This window comes from Vibrio sp. 661 (genome assembly GCF_033339315.1).
GTDB lineage: Bacteria > Pseudomonadota > Gammaproteobacteria > Enterobacterales > Vibrionaceae > Vibrio > Vibrio alginolyticus.
Genome location: NZ_JAWOUJ010000019.1, coordinates 13,931 through 37,302 on the forward strand (window position 1 = coordinate 13,931; position 23,372 = coordinate 37,302).

General features: G+C 44.4%; 16 protein-coding genes and 1 pseudogene. 12 read left to right on the forward strand and 5 right to left on the reverse strand.

From position 1 onward, the window contains the following. The first annotated feature begins 125 nt into the window (after window positions 1-125). Together R7P69_RS21360 and R7P69_RS21365 are read left to right on the forward strand one after the other, a co-directional pair. Window positions 126-1,823 (forward strand): ATP-dependent nuclease, encoded by a 1,698-nt coding sequence (locus R7P69_RS21360; protein ID WP_046875411.1) that lies wholly within the window; start codon window positions 126-128, stop codon window positions 1,821-1,823. Continuing rightward, a complete protein-coding gene (locus tag R7P69_RS21365) occupies window positions 1,820-3,196 on the forward strand; it encodes a UvrD-helicase domain-containing protein (protein ID WP_046875410.1) in 1,377 nt (458 codons plus the stop codon). Before R7P69_RS21360 ends, R7P69_RS21365 begins: the two co-directional genes overlap by 4 nt. Window positions 3,197-3,764: 568 nt before the next feature. On the opposite strand, the gene R7P69_RS21370 is transcribed toward R7P69_RS21365, so the two are convergent. Then, on the reverse strand, window positions 3,765-5,417 hold the full coding sequence (locus R7P69_RS21370) for a recombinase family protein (protein WP_046875409.1): 1,653 nt from the start codon (window positions 5,415-5,417) through the stop codon (window positions 3,765-3,767). A 48-nt stretch (window positions 5,418-5,465) separates the two neighbouring features. Here R7P69_RS21370 and R7P69_RS21375 point away from each other — a divergent pair. Then, window positions 5,466-7,058 (forward strand): annotated as a pseudogene (locus R7P69_RS21375) (FAD-dependent oxidoreductase); the annotation flags it as partial. A 66-nt stretch (window positions 7,059-7,124) separates the two neighbouring features. On the opposite strand, the gene R7P69_RS21380 reads toward R7P69_RS21375, so the two are convergent. After that, window positions 7,125-7,823 (reverse strand): aspartate/glutamate racemase family protein, encoded by a 699-nt coding sequence (locus R7P69_RS21380; RefSeq protein ID WP_042520941.1) that lies wholly within the window; start codon window positions 7,821-7,823, stop codon window positions 7,125-7,127. Window positions 7,824-7,963: 140 nt separating this feature from the next. Continuing rightward, on the reverse strand, window positions 7,964-8,764 hold the full coding sequence (locus R7P69_RS21385) for a PhzF family phenazine biosynthesis protein (RefSeq protein WP_017820175.1): 801 nt from the start codon (window positions 8,762-8,764) through the stop codon (window positions 7,964-7,966). A gap of 143 nt (window positions 8,765-8,907) precedes the next feature. On the opposite strand from R7P69_RS21385, the gene R7P69_RS21390 reads away from it, so the two are divergent. Beyond that, the gene (locus R7P69_RS21390) at window positions 8,908-9,357 is read left to right on the forward strand and encodes a YkgB family protein (protein ID WP_053303648.1); all 450 of its coding nucleotides are present in this window, start codon (window positions 8,908-8,910) and stop codon (window positions 9,355-9,357) included. A 198-nt stretch (window positions 9,358-9,555) separates the two neighbouring features. Here the strand turns inward: R7P69_RS21390 and R7P69_RS21395 are convergent, their stop codons facing one another. Together R7P69_RS21395 and R7P69_RS21400 are read right to left on the reverse strand one after the other, a co-directional pair. After that, window positions 9,556-10,032 carry a DM13 domain-containing protein gene (locus R7P69_RS21395; RefSeq protein WP_005376099.1) on the reverse strand — a complete coding sequence of 159 codons (477 nt, stop codon included), beginning with the start codon at window positions 10,030-10,032 and terminating at the stop codon, window positions 9,556-9,558. A gap of 195 nt (window positions 10,033-10,227) precedes the next feature. Further along, window positions 10,228-12,552 (reverse strand): FdhF/YdeP family oxidoreductase, encoded by a 2,325-nt coding sequence (locus tag R7P69_RS21400; protein ID WP_238952614.1) that lies wholly within the window; start codon window positions 12,550-12,552, stop codon window positions 10,228-10,230. A 667-nt stretch (window positions 12,553-13,219) separates the two neighbouring features. Here R7P69_RS21400 and R7P69_RS21405 point away from each other — a divergent pair. From R7P69_RS21405 to R7P69_RS21440, 8 genes are all read left to right on the forward strand, one after another. Continuing rightward, the gene (locus tag R7P69_RS21405; RefSeq protein WP_054730252.1) at window positions 13,220-14,104 is read left to right on the forward strand and encodes a LysR family transcriptional regulator; all 885 of its coding nucleotides are present in this window, start codon (window positions 13,220-13,222) and stop codon (window positions 14,102-14,104) included. Between the two features lie 53 nt (window positions 14,105-14,157). Further along, entirely contained in the window at window positions 14,158-14,988 is an 831-nt protein-coding gene (gene fdhD, locus R7P69_RS21410; protein WP_085569019.1) for a formate dehydrogenase accessory sulfurtransferase FdhD, read from the forward strand. Window positions 14,989-15,394: 406 nt separating this feature from the next. Further along, window positions 15,395-16,789, forward strand: a complete 1,395-nt coding sequence (gene uhpT / locus R7P69_RS21415; protein ID WP_005479317.1) for a hexose-6-phosphate:phosphate antiporter — start codon at window positions 15,395-15,397, stop codon at window positions 16,787-16,789. A gap of 138 nt (window positions 16,790-16,927) precedes the next feature. Continuing rightward, window positions 16,928-17,536 (forward strand): transcriptional regulator UhpA, encoded by a 609-nt coding sequence (uhpA, locus tag R7P69_RS21420; RefSeq protein ID WP_005376090.1) that lies wholly within the window; start codon window positions 16,928-16,930, stop codon window positions 17,534-17,536. Next, entirely contained in the window at window positions 17,536-19,038 is a 1,503-nt protein-coding gene (gene uhpB / locus R7P69_RS21425; protein WP_213916908.1) for a signal transduction histidine-protein kinase/phosphatase UhpB, read from the forward strand. Before uhpA ends, uhpB begins: the two co-directional genes overlap by 1 nt. A 6-nt stretch (window positions 19,039-19,044) precedes the next feature. Next, a complete protein-coding gene (locus R7P69_RS21430) occupies window positions 19,045-20,385 on the forward strand; it encodes an MFS transporter (protein WP_238952613.1) in 1,341 nt (446 codons plus the stop codon). 124 nt (window positions 20,386-20,509) lie between these two features. Next, window positions 20,510-21,727, forward strand: a complete 1,218-nt coding sequence (manA, locus tag R7P69_RS21435) for a mannose-6-phosphate isomerase, class I (RefSeq protein ID WP_238952612.1) — start codon at window positions 20,510-20,512, stop codon at window positions 21,725-21,727. A gap of 352 nt (window positions 21,728-22,079) precedes the next feature. After that, window positions 22,080-23,342 carry a hydroxymethylglutaryl-CoA reductase gene (locus R7P69_RS21440; protein ID WP_005376082.1) on the forward strand — a complete coding sequence of 421 codons (1,263 nt, stop codon included), beginning with the start codon at window positions 22,080-22,082 and terminating at the stop codon, window positions 23,340-23,342. Window positions 23,343-23,372: the final 30 nt, after the last annotated feature.

Consider the following 23,372-nt stretch of genomic DNA (forward strand, 5'->3'; position numbering starts at 1 on the left):
TCGAAAGTGGACATTTGTGAGTTACGTGCGATCACACTTAGGCACCAACAAGTAGTAGGAACAATACAATAACCTGTAGTACATTAGTAGCATATGCGCTTGTTTTCTTTTTTAGGGAAATTCCTATGTACATCAGAAAGGTAACGATTAACAACTACCGTAGTTTCCGCACTTTCGAAGCTAAACTTCAACAACTGACAGTTGTTATTGGTGAAAACGATACTGGTAAGACGAACTTTTTCACCGCACTTTCGTTACCGTTAAGCGGCAACCTAATAGACTTCAACCAGAAGCGTTTGAGTGTTTCTGATATCAACAAAGATTCCGTTATTGATTTTCTAACGTCCGTTGTCAATGATGACACCGAAGAGAATCAGCTTAAAAAGATCCCTAAAGTATCAGTAACCGTAGAGTTCGCTGATCCGAAAGATGCTTATGAAACAGCACTGTTAGCTAAGTGGATTGTTGCAGATGGAGATAAAGAAACTTACAAAATCAGATACGACTTTAAGCCTAAAGACGACAAAGATTTGCTTGAGGTCGTGAAGAAATCGTTCGCTGGTAAGACTTTAGATGATATTAACTGGTTTACTCTACCCGTTGAGCTATACGACTACCAAGTCGTCTCTGTGAACAACGAAAAGCCTATCGCATACAGTGACTTAAAACACGTCAGTCTCCATAGCATCAATGCAGAGCGAGATGACTTCTCAGAAAGCAGTTCAATGAAGTCCAATAGCATTTTCACCAAACTGCTTATGAACACTCTCAACGATGACGACAAAGGTCAGATCAATACCGCCTACTCTGAGTTTTTTAGTGCTATTGAAAAGACTGAAACATTCGACAAAGTCATTAGAACTAATGACGATTTTGAGAATTACGACAGTATTATCAAACAGCTTGAGTGCACTCCTAACCTGCCTAACTTGAAGAACATCTTATCGAACATCACTTTGAAATACGGGAATGAATTTCTGTACCAAAAAGGCTTAGGACAACGAAATCTTATCTACATACTCATCTTGTTTGCTTACTACAAGTCATGTGGTGATACATTCAACTTGTGCTGTATAGAAGAACCAGAAGCACACTTGAGCGTTAACAACCTTCGTTTAGTAAGAGACTTCATTGAGAAAAGCTCAAGCAACAGTGGCTCGCTTGTACAAACTATCATTTCGACCCATAACCCATCGATCATCAACAAGCTAAAGATCTCTAATGTGTTGGCGTTTACTGGCGAGAAAGCAATTAGTCTGTCTGATACTCCAACTAAGCTAGTTGACTACCTAAGAAAGAGACCTAACTTCGACATCTTAAAGCTGCTGTTTGCGAACAAAGTCATTCTCCTAGAGGGTCCGACTGAAGAAATGCTAATCAGCACTTATCTGTCTAAACAGCCAGCCCTCAACGACATTGATATTATTCCAATTGGTCAACGTGGTTACGCCACTTTCTTAGATATATGGCTAGCCTTGAACAAAGATAACCAGAACAAGAAAATTGGTGTTGTCCGTGATTATGACAATTCAGATGCGGCTAAAGCCAAACATGATGCCTATGACACAGCGCATGCGAATGTCACTGTAAGAACAACAACAAACTACACACTTGAAATTGATTTAGTAGAAGCAGAAGACAACCTAGCTTTACTAAGTGATTTATTCGAAATGGAAGGCGACCTCGACGCAGTATCCAAACACATGATTAATGGTAAGACAGCAAGAATGCTTGATGTATGTGATGCGATGGTTGATGAAGAGAATCCGCTGGATATCAAGTTACCAGCTCACATCGCTGAGGTTATCGAGGCGGTATCATGATAGAAGTACAGATTGCTGGTGCAGGTGCTGGAAAAACTTATGGTTTAGCAAAGACTTTGATAGAGCACATCGAAGCTTGTACTAGTCACAAAAAGACATTTGCACTTACGTACACAAACTCTGCAACAGCGAAGATAGAGCAAGAGATAATCAAACAGCATGGCTTTATTCCGTCGAATCTCTGTATACAGACCATACATAGCTTCTTGTTAAACGAAATCATCTACCCATTCTCGTCATTCACTCTCGGAGATGTGTATAACGACGCATCAATAATGATGTTACCGAGCGATGCTAGATTCAAAAACTGGCACTTAAAGCGATTAAAAGATAAAAACATCATTCATGCCGAGAGCGTCTACAACATCGCTAAACAAATTGTTGATGAAACCACCAGCAAGCACAACAACAGAGCGAAGAAAGCTAAAGTCCGCAGACTTTTGGCTATTCTAGGAAGCTGTTTTGACAAGATATTCATCGACGAAGTCCAAGACTTAGATAAAGATGCACTTCGCTTTTTCGAAGTTCTAGGCAGCAACGATATTGACATATACATGATCGGAGATCCAAAACAAGCAATCAAGTTTCCCCAAGATCTTGATGCTTTCGTTCAAAAATTAGCTCAAAAAAAATACGCGACCATACTACCGATCAACAATCAAACTAGGCGAGTCCCCAGAGAGATACTAACTGTCTCAAACAGCTTCTGTTATGAAAATCAGCAACAAGAGTCACTATCAGAAATGGTTGGTGAACTCATGTACATTGAATCGACGGACGGGCGATATGACGATCTACTAACGCACTACTTAGATACAAAACAGCTTGTTTGTATCGACAAAAAGAATGGTCGCTATACAACTTCATCTAAACACAAACACTCATTCCCACGAGAGATCGAGGAAATGATTCGTGATTCTAACCACAAGAAAGACAAAGCTTTGTTTGTTAAAGCAGCTTTTTCTGACTTTATGGACGATGCGATCAATGAAGATAATAAGAAAGCCATAAGTAAACTCATTGCTCGGCATTCATTGGCTCTTAATAAACAGCACTTCGCCCAATTACATGAGCTATGCAATTCATGCACAAAAAATGATGTTCAATTCAAAGTCCAAAGTATCGAATCTATCAAGGGATTGGATGCTGATGTGTGTGTAATCATACTTAGCCCTAATACCCTGAAATACTTAACTCAAAATGGTATTAGCAAAGCAAATCGATTTAATAAAGAATGGAAAAAAATCTATGTCGCTCTTACTCGTGCCAAAAAGAGGCTGGTGTTAGCTTTAGATCACGATTTACTCGCTAAAGAAGATATGGCGGCTGTTAGGGATTCCATAGGTGAACTGGGATTCGTTACTCATAACTAGTATGCATCTGTCCACAAACACCCATGGAGTCTAATAGAAGTCAGACTCAAAAAATGTGTGATATCTAGTGACCCTGTAAATAATTCTCTTTGACACTTGTTGCAACTCATTTTGGGGCAAAGGCTCGTTACAGCGACCGAGGACGCAATTACTAAGTATCGCTAAGAGCTGGAAAGCAACCGAGAAGGATCACTTCCTAGTTGCCAGCATGAAAAGGGCAATTGTGAGCAGAAAAACCTATTTAAACTATCTGTTACGACAGACATTATTTCTGTTTGCTAGCCTTTGTTATCAACTGAAACTGTTTAGTATTGCGAGTTCTATAACGTGTTAGATACTTATCAAAAAAGTCAGATAACTCTTTAATCTGTAGTTTCTTGGGTCAAGATCTGGTTTCAATCTCTACAACTATTTGCCAATGTCACCCACTTATGTCGAACCCGATTGATCTCTATAGTTTGGCTACGTTTGATGCTTTAATAGCCAGAATTCGCACTCTATGTCTTGATTAGAGTCTGATTGTGCTTCCGCAAGATCTTCATCAGTATTTAAGTTTTCGATAGCAACGCTACAGCTTTCTCGAAGATAGTAACAGCGATGGAGTTTTACCCTTCCTCAATACAATACCTTGCATGGTATCTTTCGCTGTTATAGTTAATTTACTAACATCTCTTTCAGTATAATCGTGGGGAATTCTTATCTCAAAGTCATTCCAGACTCCAACTTTAATCACTATCTGCATTTCATAAAAGATAATTTTAATTTTATAGTCTTTCATAATTTGATTAAATTTATACCTACCTTCAGAGTTGCCTAGGTCTAAATTTAGTTCTTTTAAAGTACCCGTGATTTTTGCTTTAGCACTCTCTAACTGCGCCATTATTTCAGCTTCTTCCAAGCGTAACTTGTCGTATAGTTCTAACCACCCCGTATCGTTGGGATTCCTAGCTAAAAACTGTCTAATATTCTTTAAGTGCTCAGTTTTTTCACCTCTTTGTGCTTCTAATGCAGAGATATCAATCGAACTACTTATTTCATATTTGATCTCTTTTAATACTCCATACACGATATTCTGAGCTTGAAAATAGTTAACATTTTTAGCTTTGCAACGGTGACGCTTCTTTTTGTTATTACACTTAAGATACATGCCTTTCGGTGGTTTAGTCCCAGGTTTTCGCCCGTAAGCTAACGTGTATCCACACTCATTCCCTCGGTCGCTAGGCCAGCCGCATGTTGCGATGTTACGGAACACATTGTTGAATTTACCACTACCTCCGCCTCCCCTATTGGTATCGAAATTTTTCTGTACTGCATAATATACACCTTCATCTACAATAGGCGGGTAGTAAGTTTTTTGTTCACCCAATTGTCCAATTACATTTTTATTACGTAAAACCGCATTAATTGTAGATTCAGCAAGAGGAGAGTTCAGCGCCCCTCGAACCAACTGCCCTTTCTGATTATATGTGTACCTAGCCAAAACTAAGCTTGGCTCATCACCCACAGTAACAAAGCCTTTTAGCTCGCCTTCAGCTTCGAGGTCTCTTAACTTATTCATAATTCTTATAGCGCCCCAGCCATACTTCAATTTCAGTTCAAAAATCTTTTGAACAATCTCAGCGTTTTGGGGGATGACTTCGTGATTCTTACGATCATAGGAACGAGTGAGCCAGATCGGGGTTTTTGCTATATGCTTTAAGCCCTGTTCTTTCATTGTATTATTGCTTGCTCGGATCCTTGCGCTTTTCTGAGATGATTCTTGGTTTGCAAGATAGATACTAATCTCCAGCAGGACTCGAGCACTCACACCTTCAATGCCTTGCATGTCCTCTTCGAACACAATGTCCCATTTAGTAATCGCTATTTTCACACCTGCGGACAAAATTTGTTCAAATTGCTTGCGCACAAAATCTGGCTTTGCTCGACTAAACCTATCAATCAGCTCGATAACAATAATGTCACCTTTTGCGATAAAGCCACGCTCAATATCACTCATTAGCTGACCAAGCTCACCTTTCTTTAGGTTAGCTGCTGTGTATCCACTACGACCTCTATCCTCGTAGATCTGCCCACGGCTATAAGTTGGCAAGCCGTCATCAATCCTTTTCTTGTTATGGTTCTCAATCCAAATTTCGCTACCCTGTTGTTGACGAGCTATACCATGTCCTTCCTCACTTTGGACAGACGTACTAACACGGTGATAAAGGTGGTATTTACTCATTTTTTATCTCTCACAAACCTTTTAAGTCAGATGCAGTCTATCATACAATTAGCTTTTGCAAACTGTGGCTTACCCTATCACATTGGTGGCGATATCCAAGAGCGCAGCAAACTGCTTCTTCAAACGCCTGAGAGCTTTCTAGCGCGTTTCAATGTTGATGTCCGTGTGATGAACGAAGTGGTTTCTATTAACCGTCAAGACAAAACGGTTACGGTTAACAATTTGCTTGATGGCTCGGAATACCAAGAGAGCTACGACTTTCTTCTACTCAGCCCTGGCGCAGGTCCAGTTGTGCCGCCTATTCCGGGTATTGATAACCCGTTAACGCACTCGCTGCGCAATATTCCAGATATGGATCGCATCATTAAAACGATCGAAACCAACAAAGTTGAACACGCTACGGTCGTTGGTGGTGGTTTTATCGGTTTGGAAATGATGGAAGCCTTCCACCAGCTAGGCATAAAAACCACATTAGTTGAAATGGCGGATCAAGTGATGACGCCCGTTGACCGTGAAATGGCTGGCTTCGCACATGCTGAAATTCGTGAGAAAGGCATCGACCTTAAACTTGGCGTCGCACTTGAGTCGGTGAAATTCGTACCTAACGAGCACGTGGCAAGTTTCGACTCTGGTGAGAGCGAAAAACACCAACATCTAGAAGGTGAATTGGAATTAACACTAAACAATGGTGAAAGACTCACCACCGATATTTTGATTATGGCAATTGGTGTTCGCCCCGAGACCAAATTAGCAAAAGAAGCTGGCTTAGAAATCGGCGCTCTTGGTGGTATTTATATCAATGAATACATGCAAACCAGCGATCCTTCGATCTACGCTGTCGGCGACGCGGTAGAAGAGAAAGACTTTGTGACTGGCGAGCAAACTCTAGTGCCACTTGCGGGCCCGGCAAACCGTCAAGGCCGAATGGCAGCAGACAACATGCTTGGCCGCCAAGAAACTTACCAAGGTACGCAAGGCACGGCGATCTGTAAGATTTTTGATTTAGCCGTCGCTTCTACTGGTAAAAACGAGAAACAGCTGAAACGTGAAAACATCGCTTATGAAAAAGTGTATGTGCATACAGCAAGTCACGCGAGTTACTACCCAGGTGCAGAAACCGTGTCATTCAAAATGCTGTTTGATCCAGTAACAGGTAAAATATTAGGTGCGCAAGCAGTAGGTAAAGACGGTGTTGATAAACGTATCGACGTAATGGCAGTTGCTCAGCGTGCTGGTATGACGGTAGAGCAACTGCAACACCTCGAGCTAACTTACGCGCCACCTTATGGCTCTGCTAAAGATGTAATTAACCAAGCGGCGTTTGTGGCAAATAACATCATCAAAGGTGACGCGATTGCGATTCATTATGATGAAATGGATTCACTGACAGAAGACCAACTGTTACTTGATGTTCGTAATCCTGGTGAATTGGAGTCCGTTGGTTATCTTGAAGGTGCAATTAATATTCCTGTCGATCAACTACGTCGTCGCATGCACGAACTTCCTAAAGACAAAGAGATCGTGATTTACTGTCAAGTTGGGTTACGTGGTAACGTAGCATACCGTCAGCTGGTCAACAATGGTTACAAAGCCCGCAACTTGATTGGTGGATACAGAACTCTCAAATTTGCTCGCTTATAACTTGATAATAAAAAGAGAAAACCACGTGCTTGGTTTTCTCTTTTTTTGCAGGAAAGAAAGCGTAGATCATTCACCTTCAATTGCCAAACGGACTGCTGCTTGAGCATGGATAGAAGTGGTATCGAGTAGTGTAACATCGGTGTGACTTTGGTTTACAAGTAAGGCAATTTCAGTACACCCGAGAATCACAGCTTCAGCTCCCTGCTCTTTTAGTTTTTCAATAATTTGCAAGTATATCGTCCTTGACTCCTCTTTGATTTCACCTTGGCATAACTCTTTATAAATAATGTTATGTACTTTAGAGCGGTCGTCTTGATCGGGAATGACGACATCAAGCCCATAACGGTCGGAAAGCCTTCCTTTATAAAAGTCTTGCTCCATTGTGAATTGAGTACCAAGGAGTCCGACCTTTTGAACCCCTTTCTCACGAAGTAACTCAGCAGTCGCGTCTGCGATATGTAGTATGGGGATATTAATACTGGCTTCAATTTGAGGCGCAACTTTGTGCATTGTGTTAGTACAAATAAGAATGAAGTCAGCGCCCCCTTTTTCTATTGAAGATGCAGCATCAGATAGAATGCTTGCCGTTTCTTCCCATTTACCTTGATGTTGAAGTTTCTCTATCTCCGAAAAATTCACGCTATACATACAAATTTTTGCGGAATTTAGGCCGCCTAACGCCTCTTTGACTCCTTCGTTGATCAATTTGTAATAACTAAGCGTCGACTCCCAGCTCATACCACCTAGAAGACCGATAGTTTTCATATAACTCTCCAATCGTTATACACCACCGTGCCAGGGGTGTTTTTACAAAAAAAAATCAGCCACTTAAATAAGCAGCATTCAAGCGTCTTCACTATTGAGCATTGGGTAACACGAAAATAAAATCATTCCCACAAGGACCGCTACGCGATTCTCATATATCCTCGCAATATCGTTACTGCATTTCCAGAAAGCTTAACGTGCTCAGTGCTTAACAACTCTGTATGGACGACCCCACTTCTCTTGGAGGCTTGGAAGCCTTTCAGTTGCTTTTTGTTGAGCTCTTTAGCCCAGTAAACACATAAAGCGCAATGTGCAGAGCCTGTAACTGGGTCCTCATTAACACCTACCCAAGGCGCGAAGTATCGAGAGACAAAATCGGCGTCAGTGCTTGATTGAGCAGTGATGACGACGCCACGGCCTTTTTGTTTAAGCAGCGCACCAAAATCAGGGTCGAGCTGTTCAAGCACAAATTCATTATTAATGACGATCAACTGCTTATTATCAAACTGAGCGTAGGCGGCTACATTGGCGGCATCTAGCCCCAAGCCATGAAGTAAGTCTTTGTTAATACTAGCTCTCATATCTAAAGTTGGAGCAGGAAACACCAAATGAATTTCTTCATGATCGAGTTGTGCAGTTAAAACCCCGGATAGCGTAACGAACTCAATCGTATCTCCAGTATTATATAACCCCTGCTCTTTCAGAACGTGCGCCGTTGCAAGTGTGCCGTGTCCACACAAAGCAACTTCCGTCCTCGGTGTAAACCAACGAAGTTGCATTGTACTGAGTGACAGAAATGCCGTTTCAGATAACGACATCTCGGCCGCGATGGCCAACATCGTTTCCTCATCAAGGCTTGACTCTGTGATACAAACACCCGCGGGATTACCTTTGAAAACCTCTGATGTAAACGAGTCAACCTGAAAAATTTTAACTTCCACGAAATATCCTTAAGTTCTATCAAACACGTAATTCTGTATCACGTGATTTTTAATATCTGTTTGAGCGAAAAAACCTATGAAATTTTCTACCAACCTTATAGGTCTTGTTGGAAGCGCTAACAAACAGGAGAATGTAGTTAATTATGCAAAACGTAAAAAGCCATCATCAATGTGACTCAATTGGATATCTTATCGGAGTTTTCGGCGTTTCTTTAGTTCTAATATGGATTGGTATTTATAAATTCACACCTACAGAGGCCAAGCTTATACAACCGCTCGTTGAAAATCATTTTCTGATGAGTTGGTTGTATGATGTGATGTCAGTTCAAACCGTATCAAACATCATTGGCGCAACAGAAATCATTGTCGCTATTGGATTAATCGTTGGCCTTAAAAACACACGAGTCGCTTATTTTTCTGGCATAGCCGCCGCAATTATTTTTCTTGCGACACTCAGCTTTCTAATTACGACACCGAATACATGGAAAGTGTCTGATGGGGTTTTGGTGACAAACTTCTTTTTAGTAAAAGATATTCTATTTTTAGCCATTGCGATTAGCGTCATCGAACGAAACAAGCCAAACAGAGAATAACTCTAAATAGTTCGAAATCTTGTTTTTCCAGAACGTAGCCTGAAAGGTGCAAACGACTTACAAGTCGAATGGTTCTGTCAATAACTCTAAACAAAGGCTCTTAAATTTAGAATGTTTAAGAGTCTTTGCCTCTTAATTATGCGAAACAACATCCTAGCGTAAAGTGAAAAGAAAAGCCTTTCACTCTACTGCTAAGGTTTATTGATACTTTGCCGAAGTAATGAACTCACCGAATGTCTCGCACCATACAACAACCGTATTGTATTCAGAAATTGAAGTGCTTTGAGGAACCTCAACAACGAAGTTATCGAACGTTTTGACATCACCAATTAAGCTCATCTCAGATTTAAGGTCATTAAACTCTTGTTCCGTTTCGACAAACTTAGGAGATAGATAGAGTTTATAGTCTGGTCCGGGAGCGAGTTTTCCTACCAACGTAATGACTTCAGAACTCAAATGAATTTCTCCCTCCCCCCAATGAAAAGCGTCGCTACCTTTGAGTTCCCTCTTAAACACTGCGCTGTATTCTGCGCCTTGCTTGCTCTTAGCAACTTGCTCATCGGTCGGCGCAGGTGGTGCAATAAGGATCGGTAAAGTATAGATACCGATCGCAATGCCAATAGAAACTGCCACTAAGTGACTGATTGTTAATTTAATTATATTTTTCAAGGTCATAAGCATCTTCTTATTAGTTTTACTACTTGAAATTAGATTCAAATCGGCCTTATCTGTCTATTATCGAGCAGCATAATGTCATTAACATTATACACAAGCTATGCGCACTAAATGCAGACTGAGCGCAATTAAAAACGGCTGATAATTAATATCAGCCGTTTGCTTATCGGAAATGTCGTTGTGCCGGTTTGGTCACTATTCCGCTTCCACCAAAGCGATCTTATCGGATGTCGATTTTTCCAATTTTATCGCAATAAACTTAGAGGTTGGCGTAAACGTTCTATCCCCATAACTGTCCAAAGGAACTAATGGGTTTGTTTCTGGATAGTAAGCCGCCGCCTGACCTGCTGGCACATCATAGGCAACAAGCGTAAATCCGCTTACGCGACGCTCTACGCCATCTTCCCATAATGACACCATGTCCACTTTGTCGCCCGGTTCAAAACCGAGTTTACGAATATCCGCTTCATTGATAAACAGCACTTCGCGCATACCAAATACTCCACGATAACGGTCATTCAAGCCGTAAAGTGTCGTATTGTATTGGTCGTGTGAGCGCATGGTTTGCAAGATCAAATCTGGCTTTTGGCCTTTTTCGAGTATCGCTTCGCTGATCAACTGCTTCGGCAACTCGCTAGAGCTGAACTGCGCTTTGCCGCTTGGTGTATTCCATCGACGCTCGGCAGCTGGGTTTACCAAGTGGAATCCACCTGGGTGTTTAAGCTTATGGTTAAAGTCGGTAAAGCCCGGAATCGTGTCGGCAATCAAATCGCGAATACGGTCGTAATCTTCAATCGCCCACAACCAATCAATTGGTTTTGCTCCAAGTGTAGCATTGGCAATACCGGCAATAATCGCTGGTTCTGAACGCAAATGCTCCGAACGCGGTTTTAGCTGACCAAATGAAATATGTACCATGCTGAAGGTATCTTCAACCGTCACGCCTTGTGGGCCAGTCGCTTGCTGATCAATCTGAGTACGGCCTAAGCATGGAAGAATAAGCGCATCTTTACCTGTGACAAGGTGAGAACGATTTAACTTCGTCGAAATGTGTACGGTTAAATTACAGTTTCGCATCGCGTTGTGCGTACGTTCTGTGTCTGGCGTTGCTTGTGCAAAGTTGCCGCCCAAACCGATAAATACTTTCGCTTGCCCTTCTTCCATCGCTTTAATGGCTTGCACAGTGTTGTGGCCTTCACCACGCGGGACGTCAAAGTTAAATCGACTTTCAATGCGATCCAACAACAGATCTGAAGGTTTTTCATCAATGCCCATCGTACGGTCGCCCTGAACGTTACTGTGACCACGCACTGGTGAAAGCCCCGCTCCCGGCTTACCAACGTTACCTCGTAACATTTGCACGTTTGCGACTTCTTTAATGGTTGGCACAGAGTGACGATGCTGAGTCAACCCCATCGCCCAACACATGATCACACGTTCTGCACGTCGATACATGCTCGCCACCATCTCGATTTCACTTAAATCAAGACCCGATTGTTCCGCGATGTGTTCCCAAGAGGTTGCGTCCACTTCAGCCAAATACTCATCAATACCTGTTGTGTGTTGCTTGATGAATTCACGATCAAATACCGCTTTTCCACCGTTTTGCAATGCCTTGCGTTCCCATTGCAACAAGAATTTCGCGATGCCACGAAACACTGCCATGTCTCCACCTAAAGCAGGACGCAGGTACGCCGTGTTGGTAGGCTCTGAACCGTTACTCAACATCTCAATCGGCATCTGTGGGTTTTGGAAACGCTCTAATCCGCGCTCTTTCAGCGGGTTTAGACAGATAACCTGTGCTCCACGTTTTACCGCTTCACGCAGAGGTTCAAGCATTCGTGGGTGGTTCGTACCCGGGTTTTGACCAATCACGAAAATCGCATCAGCTTCTTCAAAATCATCAAAGATCACTGTGCCTTTACCAACGCCAATGGTGTCTTTCATCCCGATAGCACTGGCTTCGTGGCACATGTTGGAACAATCTGGAAAGTTATTGGTACCGAATGCGCGCACAAATAGCTGATACAAAAACGCCGCTTCGTTGCTTGCACGACCAGAGGTATAAAACTCAGCTTGGTGTGGTGAATCCAATTGATTGAGATGTTTCGCGACAAGTGCAAAAGCCTCATCCCAAGAGACTGGCACGTAGTGATCGGATTCAGCATCGTATCGCATTGGGTGCGTGATACGGCCTTGGTATTCCAACCAGTAATCGGTTTGCGTTGAGAGAGAAGAAACGCTGTGATTGGCAAAAAACTCAGGATCAACCAGACGATTGGTCGCCTCCCAGTTTACCGCTTTCGCGCCATTCTCACAGAAATTGACTTTACCACTATCTGGCGACTCGCCCCATGCACATCCAGGGCAGTCGAAACCGCCATTTTGGTTGGTTTTGAGCATAGTGCGAATGTTTTTAACTGCATTTTCACTGCCCCACCAACTTCTGGTTACGGCTTTCAGTGCACCCCAACCACCAGCTGGACCTTTGTATGTTTTTATTTGTTCTTTTTGGCTCACGACTTTACTCCTCGCAGATATACCAGCAAGCAGGGTGCCCGTGAAAACAAGCGCGTTATTTATTGAGATAATGCGGAAGTATTGAAGGGCTTAGTTTCTAATCCATGTATTTTTTAATCCAAATAAGTAACCACTCAACATGCTCTCGCTTGTCCGAGCGTTTACTTATCTAGATTCTTGATATCGGATACCCGCCTACTGCTTCTAAGACTGTTAGATTCAATGCGCATTGTTGCGTCTTGATCTAAATCAAAGATTAAGTCGTTATTCAATATGCGTCCAATTGATAATCCTGACCGAGTGATAAACAAAATCTATGACGAATTTTTCCACTGACGGTCATCACATTTTTAATCAATACAATTTATGAGGTTAATCGTTTTCCCATCCGATTCCACCTAGTTCGCTTAACGAACTCAATAAAATCGCCACTCTTGATAATAGATAATATCTATCACACTATAGATACTTTAAATTTGACCCTAATTAATATCAGGAATAGCCTTGATTCAGATCAATTTTGAGTGAGGTTTTATTCTTGACTTGGTTTTGGTTTTCCATTCCCCAGTTAAAACGCTCCAGCGCTTAAAAAGTACGGTAGTGCTGTGCCCTTTTTAGGGAGTTCCCCCCGTACATGTGACTCACAACGCAAGGTTAACAAGCCATTATGGATATCAAACAACTTAAATATCTCATCGCACTTGAACAGACCAAACACTTTGGTCAAGCCGCCGCATTGTGCCACATTACGCAGCCTACCTTGTCCATGAGAATCCGAAGCTTAGAGGAAGAACTCGATCTCGAATTAATCCAAAGAAGTCAAAGATTTGAAGGGTTTACTGAAGCAGGAGAACGCATTTTAGCTTGGGCGAAAACCGTCTTAGCCGCTCATGATGGACTGCAAGCCGAGGCTGCTAACTGCCGTGGTCAGTTGGTCGGTTCACTTCGGCTTGGAATGGTGCCACTCGCCAGCCAAAACCCGATGGAATTGCTCAAACCATTAGCTCAACAGTTCCCTGAGTTACGCTTTCAAATACTCTCCATGACGACCGAACAGATCATAGACCAACTCAATCGCAATCAACTTGATTTGGGGATGTGTTATGTCGATCAAGTCAACACCGCTTACTTCGATGTTATCGAGCTATACTCGACCAAACTTGGCGTTTTATTCGATGAGCGTCATTTCGATTTTGCCGAATCTGAAGTGTTGTGGGAGTCACTCAATAACATTCCGCTAGGGCTGCTTTCGAAGGGTATGCACTATCGCCACTCAATTGATCTTAGCTTTGTGAGTAAAGGGCTGGTTCCGCAAACCGTCATTGAAAGTAACTCCACCTTTCACTTGATCCAAGCAGTAACCAGTGGCCTTTGTTGCGCCATTATGCCGCTGAACTGTGGATTAGAAGAGTTGAACGATACGCTTCGCATTATCCCTATCGAAGAAGCCGCCGTTCACGCCCCGCTAGGTTTGTTAAAGCGAAAACAAGAACCCTTTTCCGCGCTAACCGATCAGTGCTTCGCAGAAGCAAAAAACATATTCAATCGATAACAACAACCCACACGTCAATGTTTGGCATACATAACGGCTTATGAGGTGATTTCATGAGATGTACTACTCAATCTTATTTTGAACTATCCGATTTCAATCAAGCACCACCTCAACCAAGTGCGTTCAATTACCGAGAATTGATTGATGGCCGCCCAGTGCAACAAATGTCGCTGGCGAGTGAATCCGCCTTAGCTATCAGCTACAACGGCATTAGCCAAGCGGTCATGATGGTGACGCCAGGCCATCTGGAAGACTTCGTAAAAGGATTTAGCCTAAGCACAGGCATCGTCCACGACTTCAAAGAGATCAAAGACATTGAAGTTGGTGGCGATCACGAATCTCACTATGCGGAAGTGGAAATCAGCAACCGCGCTTTCTGGGCGTTAAAAACACAACGCCGGAATCTTGCCGGCACAACTGGATGCGGCATTTGTGGTGTCGAGGCTCTGGAACAAGCTTTGCCTGATTTAGCACCGCTAACACCGTCTCTTCCTCCGCGCTCCGATGTATTCGAAGGGCTGCGAGACAAAGTCGCACTGCATCAAGAAGCCGCACGTGAATCTGGCGCGTTACACGCCGCCTTATTTGCAGATTTACAAGGCAACATCAAGTTGTGCCGAGAGGACATCGGCCGCCACAACGCGCTAGATAAGTTGATTGGCGCATTGGCCAACAATCACATCGAACCTCAAAGTGGCTTCGCAATCATGACAAGCCGTTGCAGCTTAGAGTTGATCCACAAAGCCGTTCGCGCGCGTATCCCCACTCTGGTTTGCTTATCTGCACCGACAGCGTTAACCGTCGAATGGGCAAGAAGAAACCATTTGAACCTAATTCACTTCCCAAAACACGGCTCGCCGCGTCTATACAGCCCCGCGCCTTAACACGTCAACCTAGCCGAATTCCTAATATTTCTAACAGAGACCTCTGGATCTCTGTTGTTTGCTTCTCGTTCCCTATTGATACTTAGCGACAAGACACTATTCTCTCCAACCAAACGTGCTCACCCCTTGTCTGCACTAAGCTTACGCATATTAACCCGTTTGCATTTGAACGCTTTCCAATCCGATAAGAACCCAGTCAAAAACCCATAGATTAGTAAGGATTTTGTGTGACTCTTTTCACGCTTTTCCTCCTTCCTAGGCATTTCTAGGAATTTTTCCTAGCCGATCTAGGCAACCATCTCATGTGCCTCACAAAACCACTCTCTAGAATTCCGCTCAGTCAAAGGTAACAAGAGCGCATAACGGTCTCCGTTGTGTTTCTAAAACAATTACAAGAGAGTTCATCATGTTAAAATTCCTCGAACAGGTGCGGAAGCCGACCCTCGATCTTCCTGTCGAAGTTAGAAGAAAGATGTGGTTTAAACCGTTCATCCAATCTTACTTGGTCGTATTTATCGGCTACCTAACCATGTACTTGATTCGTAAGAACTTCAATGTCGCGCAAAACGACATGATCTCAACTTACGGTTTGAGCATGACAGACCTAGGTCTTATTGGCCTTGGCTTCTCCATCACATACGGCATCGGTAAAACCGTTGTGTCTTACTACGCTGACGGTAAGAACACCAAGCAATTCCTCCCTTTTATGCTGATCCTTTCTGGTCTTGCAATGCTTGGTTTCAGCTTCAGCATGGGCGGCGGTAGTGCAAGCCTGTTCTTGATGGTGGCTTTCTACGCTCTGAGTGGTTTCTTCCAAAGTACTGGTGGCCCTTCTAGTTACTCAACCATTACAAAATGGACACCTCGTAACAAACGCGGCTCTTACCTAGGCTTGTGGAACATGTCACACAACGTTGGTGGTGCGGGCGCAGCGGGTGTTGCTCTTTTCGGTGCCAACTACCTATTCGACGGACACGTAATCGGCATGTTCGTGTTCCCTTCTATCATCGCGATCATCGTTGGTTTTATCGGTATGCGCTTTGGTAGCGACTCTCCAGAAGCTTACGGTCTAGGTAAAGTAGAAGAACTTTTCGATGAAGCAGTGAGTGAAGAAGACACCGCTGCTGAAGAAAACCAGATGACCAAAAAAGAAATCTTTGTTGAATACGTTCTTAAAAACAAAGTTATCTGGCTACTTTGCTTTGCCAACATCTTCCTTTACATCGTGCGTATTGGTATCGACCAATGGTCAACGGTATACGCGTACCAAGAGCTTGGTCTGTCAAAAGAAACGGCAATCTCTGGCTTTACTCTGTTCGAAGTCGGTGCGCTTGTGGGTACTTTGATGTGGGGTTACTTATCTGACCTAGCAAACGGTCGCCGCGCATTGGTTGCTTGTGTGTCTCTTGGTTTGATCATCGTATCGCTTGAGTTCTACCAACACGCAACAAATGAATTCATGTACTTGTCATCTCTATTCGTACTTGGTTTCTTGGTGTTTGGTCCGCAACTTCTTATCGGTGTTGCCGCGGTTGGTTTTGTTCCTAAAAAAGCAATCAGTGTGGCTGACGGTGTGAAAGGTACATTCGCTTACCTAATCGGTGACAGCTTCGCGAAACTTGGTCTCGGTATGATTGCAGACGGTACACCAATCTTCGGTTTAACAGGCTGGAAAGGTACCTTCGCAGCCCTAGATACCTCCGCCATGATTTGTATTGTTTTGCTTGCTTTCGTCGCTATCGCGGAAGAGAAGAAGATTCGACACGCGAAGAAGCTTCAACTTGCACAAAACCAAGCCTAACTTCTCTGCGCGCTTTACTTCGGTAAAGCGCGCAAGATCATTAAAAAGCAAGGTTCAATTCAGTATCATTAAAGATTTTTCTATTGGCTCCTGTTGGAGCTTATTGTTGTTAGTCGTCTGCTCTATTTGGTTGTAATAATGATTCATGTTGCTCTAGTTGATGATCACGTCATCGTGCGTTCAGGTTTCGCACAATTATTAAATTTAGAAAGTGATATTACCGTTGTTGGTGAATTCGGCTCTGTCGCCGAAGCGCGAAAAGGCTTGCCTGCGGTACACCCTCATGTCGTCATCCTAGATATATCCATGCCAGATGAAAGCGGCTTAAACTTTCTTAGCGAAATACCAACTGGCATTGCCTGCGTGATGCTTAGCGTGCATGACTCCCCTGCGATGGTGGAAAAATCACTAAAGCTAGGTGCAAAAGGCTATCTTAGTAAACGCTGTAGCCCAGACGAACTTATTCAAGCCGTGAGAACCAGTGCTTCTGGCGGCTGTTACCTCACATCAGATATTGCACTTAAACTTGCAACGCCTAGCGACAACACCACCTCTCTATGCCAACTGACAAAACGTGAAAACGAGGTATGTCAGCTACTTGCGACCGGGTTGGATGTAAAGTCTGTCGCGGCAGAGCTTGGCTTGAGCCACAAGACCGTGCATGTGCATCGTGCGAATGCCATCGACAAACTCGGCGTGAAAAATAACGTTGAGCTCGCCAAACTATTTTCTCAAGAGTCCTTTTAATGCGAGCTTACGCTGTTACCACCATTTGCGGACTATTTGTTATGGCTTGCGCCTGGTTTTGCTTGTGGGTGATTGCCTATTACTTTGTCAATGATCCCGAGTTGGCGATCTTATTGTTTCCTTTCGCTTTACGATTAGGTGTCACCCTACACACTCGCACCGCTTATTGGCCGACGATTTACCTTTCGGAGTGGGGACTTTCCATCGCACTTGCGATGTTACTGGGTCAACCGCAGTGGCTTACCGTGCTGATTGCGAGCATTGCCAGTATCCCGGTCACACTGATTGCGAAAAAATACTACTACGGTGACCAAAACCGCCACTTAGCCGTCATGGGCATTGTGATCATCATTACCGCCTTCATCAACGTAATGGCGGTCGGATTTCACGTGCCTTCTGTTTACATGGTATGGCTGGCTAGCATTTCTGGAGGCTTGCTCGTGGTGCCTATGTGCTACCTGTTGTGGAGCTATTTGTTCCAAAGTCGTTGGTCTCCGCTTAGCTCTCTCCTACTTAGTAATGCCGTCGTATTTCAGGTGCGTCATATCGTGCTTTATGCGCTGCTTTTGATCGGCAGTATTTTGGTGCAAACCAGTTTACCTGAAGAGCTAAAACGATTTGCGCCATTTTGTATGGCTATCCCAATTATCGTGTTGGCACTTCGTTACGGCTGGCAAGGAGCCCTGCTCGCCACCATGCTCAACAGCATTGCGCTGATTGCGGCTCGCAGCGGCGTATCAAATCTAGAAATCACCGATTTGTTATTATCTCTCTCGGCGCAAACCATCACCGGCATTATGCTCGGCTTAGGGGTTCAGAAACAAAAAGACCTCAATCACAAACTGCGCGGCGAACTTGCACGCAATCAGAATTTGTCTCGCCAGCTTATCAAAGCGGAAGAATCGGTAAGACGCGATATTGCGCGCGAGCTACATGACGAAATCGGCCAGAACATCACGGCAATCCGCACACAAGCCAACATCATTAAGCGGGTAAATAACACAGAAACACGCGTAGGTTGCGCAGACATGATTGAAGGACTTTCGCTCAACGTGTACGACACCACTAAGCGACTGTTGAGCAAGCTAAGACCCAAAATGCTGGATGATTTGGACTTGAAAGAATCCGTCGAGCAACTGACGCGAGAGATGGAATTCGCCAATCACGGAACAACTGTTCAACTGAACTGGCAAGGCGATTACACCAGCCTGAGTGACACACTCAAAGTAACCCTATTCCGTTTATGCCAAGAGTCATTAAATAACGCTGCCAAGTACGCAGAAGCGCAGTTGATCAATATTGAACTGACAATTGGAGAAGCTGCGGTGTCACTGATGATTCACGATGATGGTGTCGGATTCAAAGTTCAGGACAGCATGAAAGGCATGGGCGTTCGCGGCATGCAAGAACGTGTGCACGCGTTAGGTGGAAAAATGGTTATCTACTCCACCAGCGATCAAGTGATCGGCACACAAATCAGCATTACTTTACCTAAGGTGTAACTCAAGATGTTTGGATTTTTACGTTCACCTAAATTTACTCAACCGAGCCTGAGCAACGAGCAAATCGACCAGCATTACCACCATTGGCGTTTGCACATTATGTTGGGGATGTACATCGGCTACGCAGGTTTCTACTTTACCCGTAAGACCTTTAACTACGCCGCACCAGCGATGATTACCGATCTTGGCTTAGATAAAGGCGATTTGGGTCTTATCGGTACACTTTTCTACATTACTTACGGCTGTTCGAAGTTTATTTCTGGCACGATTTCGGATCGCTCTAATCCTCGTTATTTCATGGGATTAGGATTGATTGCGACAGGTCTGGTCAATATCGCGTTCGGTTTTTCTAGCTCACTCGCGGCTTTCATTACTCTGTGGATCTTAAACGCGTGGTTCCAAGGCTGGGGCTGGCCTTCATGCTCCAAGCTGTTAACCACTTGGTATTCACGCTCCGAGCGTGGCTTCTTATGGGCCATTTGGAACACCGCACACAACGTTGGTGGCGCGCTGATCCCTATTTGGGTGGGCTATTTAACGTTGCACTACAGCTGGCGTGAAGGCTTTATTCTACCCGGCATCATCGGGGTATTGCTCGGTCTATTCGTTTGTTGGCGATTGCGCGATAAACCCACAACAATGGGTTTACCAAGTGTCGGACAATGGCGCAACGACGCGCTAGAACTTGCGCAAGAAAATTACGGACGTGGCCTCACCTACCGCGAAATTCTGAAATCGTACGTATTTAACAACAAATACATCTGGCTGCTCGCGTTCAGTTATGTGTTGGTTTACATCGTTCGTACCGCAATCAATGACTGGGGAAACCTATACTTGACCGAGCAGCATCACTATAGCCTGATTAACGCCAACGCTGCTCTGTCTATGTTTGAAATCGGCGGTTTTGTTGGTTCATTGGTTGCGGGTTGGGGCTCAGACAAACTCTTCGGCGGTAACCGTGGGCCAATGAACTTGCTGTTCGCGATTGGGATTTTCTTATCTGTCTCTGCGCTTTGGCTGATGCCTCTGACCAACTTTGCATTCCAAGCGGCGGGATTGTTCTCCATCGGCTTCTTTGTCTTTGGACCACAAATGCTGATCGGTATGGCGGCGGCTGAGTGCTCTCACAAAGATTCTGCCGGCGCGGCAACAGGATTCGTGGGCTTGTTCGCCTACATGGGCGCAGCATTGTCTGGTTATCCACTGGCGTTAATTCTTGAAGAATATCATTGGACGGGTTTCTTCATCACCATTTCAGTTTGTGCAGCCGTCATTGGCCTTTTGTTGCTGCCATTTTTGCAAGCGCAACCATCACGAAAACCACTCGAACCAAAACCTCGGTTGTAAATCGACTTATCGCCCTTCGGGCAAATTGGCGAGTGACCTAACCGCGCTCGCCCACCTTATTTAACGTATCTCTGCTCAATTTTTCTTCCGATTCAGTTCGGAGGGTTAACTATGGGAAAAATTCATGAATTTGAACACTATTTCATCGCATAGCTTCTTTCAAATGAACAACAAAATCCAAAACTACGCTTGGGGAAGCACCTCTTCTATTCACGATTTGTTTGGCTTTTCTAACGAAACGAATGAGCCTCAAGCAGAAGTATGGATGGGTACTCACCCAAACGGCTGCTCTGAAGTTCAGATTGAGCAAAACACGCTGCCTTTGTCTGAACTGATCAAACAAAACCAACCCGCTTACTTATCAGCAGAAACCGCAGCGAAATTTGGCGACCTGCCCTTTCTGTTTAAGATCTTAGCGGCCGAACATGCACTGTCGATTCAAGTTCACCCAAGCAAACAAGATGCCGAAATAGGCTTCGAAAAAGAACAAAGTGCCGGGATCCCACTAAACGCAAGCCATCGTAACTACAAGGATCCAAACCACAAACCTGAGTTGGTGTACGCGCTGACAAGTTACCAAGCCATGAACGGTTTTCGCTCGTATGCCGAGATTATTGAGGCATTTAGCCTTTGCGATATCGATGAGCTACGCGCGCCTCTTGACACATTCAAACGCGAAATCAACTCACAAGGTTTACGCGATTTCTTTGTGCACATTCTTACCATGGAAGGAGAAACAAAAGAGCGAGCACTGAAACAGCTTCTTGCCCACGCTTCACGTCAATCGGAGCAAGGCACTGACAGCGACGTTTTCCAGCTCATCTTGGATCTATCCACTCAATACCCTGGCGATGTCGGCTTGTTTGCGCCATTACTGTTGAATGTCATCACGCTGCAACCTGGCGAAGCGATGTTCCTGAGCGCAAGAACGCCACACGCTTACATTAAAGGTACGGGATTAGAGATCATGGCGAACTCAGATAACGTTTTGCGTGCAGGACTCACGCCGAAACACATGGATGTTGAAGAACTGGTTAAATGCACAGACTTTGTGCCTAAGCCGTTTAACAGCCTTGTTCTAGAACCCAGTGCCGATGGTTGCCAAAGCCTTTATCCGGTCCCAGTGGCAGACTTTAGTTTCAGCATTCTTAACCAACCGAACAATGAAGTGGTTGATGCCAATAGCGCAGAGATTTTGATGGCGATTGATGCCGACCTGACACTCATCAGTGATAACGGTGAGACGTTAACCGCCGCGAAAGGACAGTCTGTATTTGTTCCTGCTTACGTTGGCCATTACCGTATTCGAAGTGCGGGACGTGTGGCTCGCGCCTTCAACTAGTTTTTGAACAACGGATTCAAACTAGCGTCTAACCCAAGGGACTGGGTTAGACAATTTATTCCTGTCATAGATTGAACCATTCCGCTTTTAAGGCACTCATGCTTACACCTTGTCGAATCCAAACACCTACAGGCCAGTTTCTCTAAGAGGCATAACCTCCCGGATCTGCCATTTACTGCAACATTCATTGTCAAAACCCATTTATGTCCGGTAAATTCGTCGCTCCAATATCAAATCACTTGGATAATAAAGGCGCTTGCACAGTGGTATTTGTTGCAAAACGTATAATCAACGTTGTAATCAAAGCCTCAATCACTACAATCTCTGGTTCGATTTTTCAGTTAACGTTTGTATGCCGAAGTTAAACCAAGATAACCCTGTTCAAAGCTCCGCCCTTTCCGATATCGAAACCAGCAGTAAGATTCAATCGGCATTAGAACCGAAGTTTCACAAGCCAGAGAAACGTCTCTGCTTAAGCCCTGGCCTGTCGGATAAGCATTTGGCGCGCCGTTGGCAAGTATTGGAACACGTGACCAATAAAGATCATCTCCTTGATCCTTTCACGCAGTCACATTGCGATGCTTACTCCAACAACATCGAGCACTTCATTGGTACTGTTAATGTGCCGGTCGGCATTGCAGGCCCTTTGCGCGTCAACGGCTTGTATGCGAACGATGACTTTTTGGTTCCGCTCGCAACGACAGAAGCCGCGTTAGTCGCTTCCTACAACCGTGGCGCAAATCTTATCACCGCCGCTGGTGGCGCGAGCGCATTGTTACTAAGTGAAGGGGTGAGCCGAACACCAGTATTCGCCTTTAATCACCTTGCTGACGCCGGCCAGTTCGTCAGTTGGGTTGTGACCCAGTTTGACGTATTTCGTCAAATTGCGGAATCCACCACCTCACATGGCAAACTCAAAGACATCAATGTAAATATCGAAGGAAACCATGTTTATTTGGTCTTTGAATACGTGACTGGTGACGCTTCCGGACAAAACATGGTGACCATCGCAACAAACGAAGTGTTCCATCATATTTTGGCGACCAGCCCAATCAAACCAACTCAAGCATTCTTGGATGGCAACTTATCAGGCGACAAAAAACCAAACGCACACACACTGCGCTCGGTACGCGGTAAGAAAGTATCCGCCGAAGTGACCATTCCTGCTGAGTTGGTGGAAAAATATCTGCATACGACGCCGGAGTCTATGGTTCAATTTGGCAAAATGACCACGGTGGGTGGTTTACTCAGCGGGACAATTGGCGTCAACGCGCATTACGCAAATGCCCTTGCCGCGCTTTACATTGCTTGTGGTCAAGATGCCGCTTGCGTTGCAGAGTCTGCCATTGGAATCACTCGTATGGATGTGGACGCTCAAGGCAACTTGTACGCGTGCGTGACCTTGCCAAACATCATGGTGGGAACGGTTGGCGGTGGTACTGGCCTTCCAACGCAAAAAGCATGTTTGGATATTTTGGGTTTGCACGGCAACGGCAATGCGAAAGCGTTAGCCGAAGTCGCAGCTTCGCTTTGTCTAGCTGGCGAACTCTCGATTGTGGGCGCATTTTGTGCCGATCACTTCTCTCGTGCTCACCATAAGCTTGCCCGAAAATAACCTTTGTTGCTTTGTACAAGAGAACATCCG

Coding starts and splice junctions, on each gene's coding strand:
- R7P69_RS21440 (WP_005376082.1), top strand. CDS start 22,080: ATGCCGAAGTTAAACCAAGATAACCCTGTTCAAAGCTCCGCCCTTTCC.
- R7P69_RS21395 (WP_005376099.1), bottom strand. CDS start 10,032: ATGACCTTGAAAAATATAATTAAATTAACAATCAGTCACTTAGTGGCA.
- R7P69_RS21405 (WP_054730252.1), top strand. CDS start 13,220: ATGGATATCAAACAACTTAAATATCTCATCGCACTTGAACAGACCAAA.
- R7P69_RS21370 (WP_046875409.1), bottom strand. CDS start 5,417: ATGAGTAAATACCACCTTTATCACCGTGTTAGTACGTCTGTCCAAAGT.
- R7P69_RS21380 (WP_042520941.1), bottom strand. CDS start 7,823: ATGAAAACTATCGGTCTTCTAGGTGGTATGAGCTGGGAGTCGACGCTT.
- manA (WP_238952612.1), top strand. CDS start 20,510: ATGAATTTGAACACTATTTCATCGCATAGCTTCTTTCAAATGAACAAC.
- R7P69_RS21365 (WP_046875410.1), top strand. CDS start 1,820: ATGATAGAAGTACAGATTGCTGGTGCAGGTGCTGGAAAAACTTATGGT.
- uhpA (WP_005376090.1), top strand. CDS start 16,928: ATGATTCATGTTGCTCTAGTTGATGATCACGTCATCGTGCGTTCAGGT.
- fdhD (WP_085569019.1), top strand. CDS start 14,158: ATGAGATGTACTACTCAATCTTATTTTGAACTATCCGATTTCAATCAA.
- uhpB (WP_213916908.1), top strand. CDS start 17,536: ATGCGAGCTTACGCTGTTACCACCATTTGCGGACTATTTGTTATGGCT.
- R7P69_RS21360 (WP_046875411.1), top strand. CDS start 126: ATGTACATCAGAAAGGTAACGATTAACAACTACCGTAGTTTCCGCACT.
- R7P69_RS21390 (WP_053303648.1), top strand. CDS start 8,908: ATGCAAAACGTAAAAAGCCATCATCAATGTGACTCAATTGGATATCTT.
- uhpT (WP_005479317.1), top strand. CDS start 15,395: ATGTTAAAATTCCTCGAACAGGTGCGGAAGCCGACCCTCGATCTTCCT.
- R7P69_RS21430 (WP_238952613.1), top strand. CDS start 19,045: ATGTTTGGATTTTTACGTTCACCTAAATTTACTCAACCGAGCCTGAGC.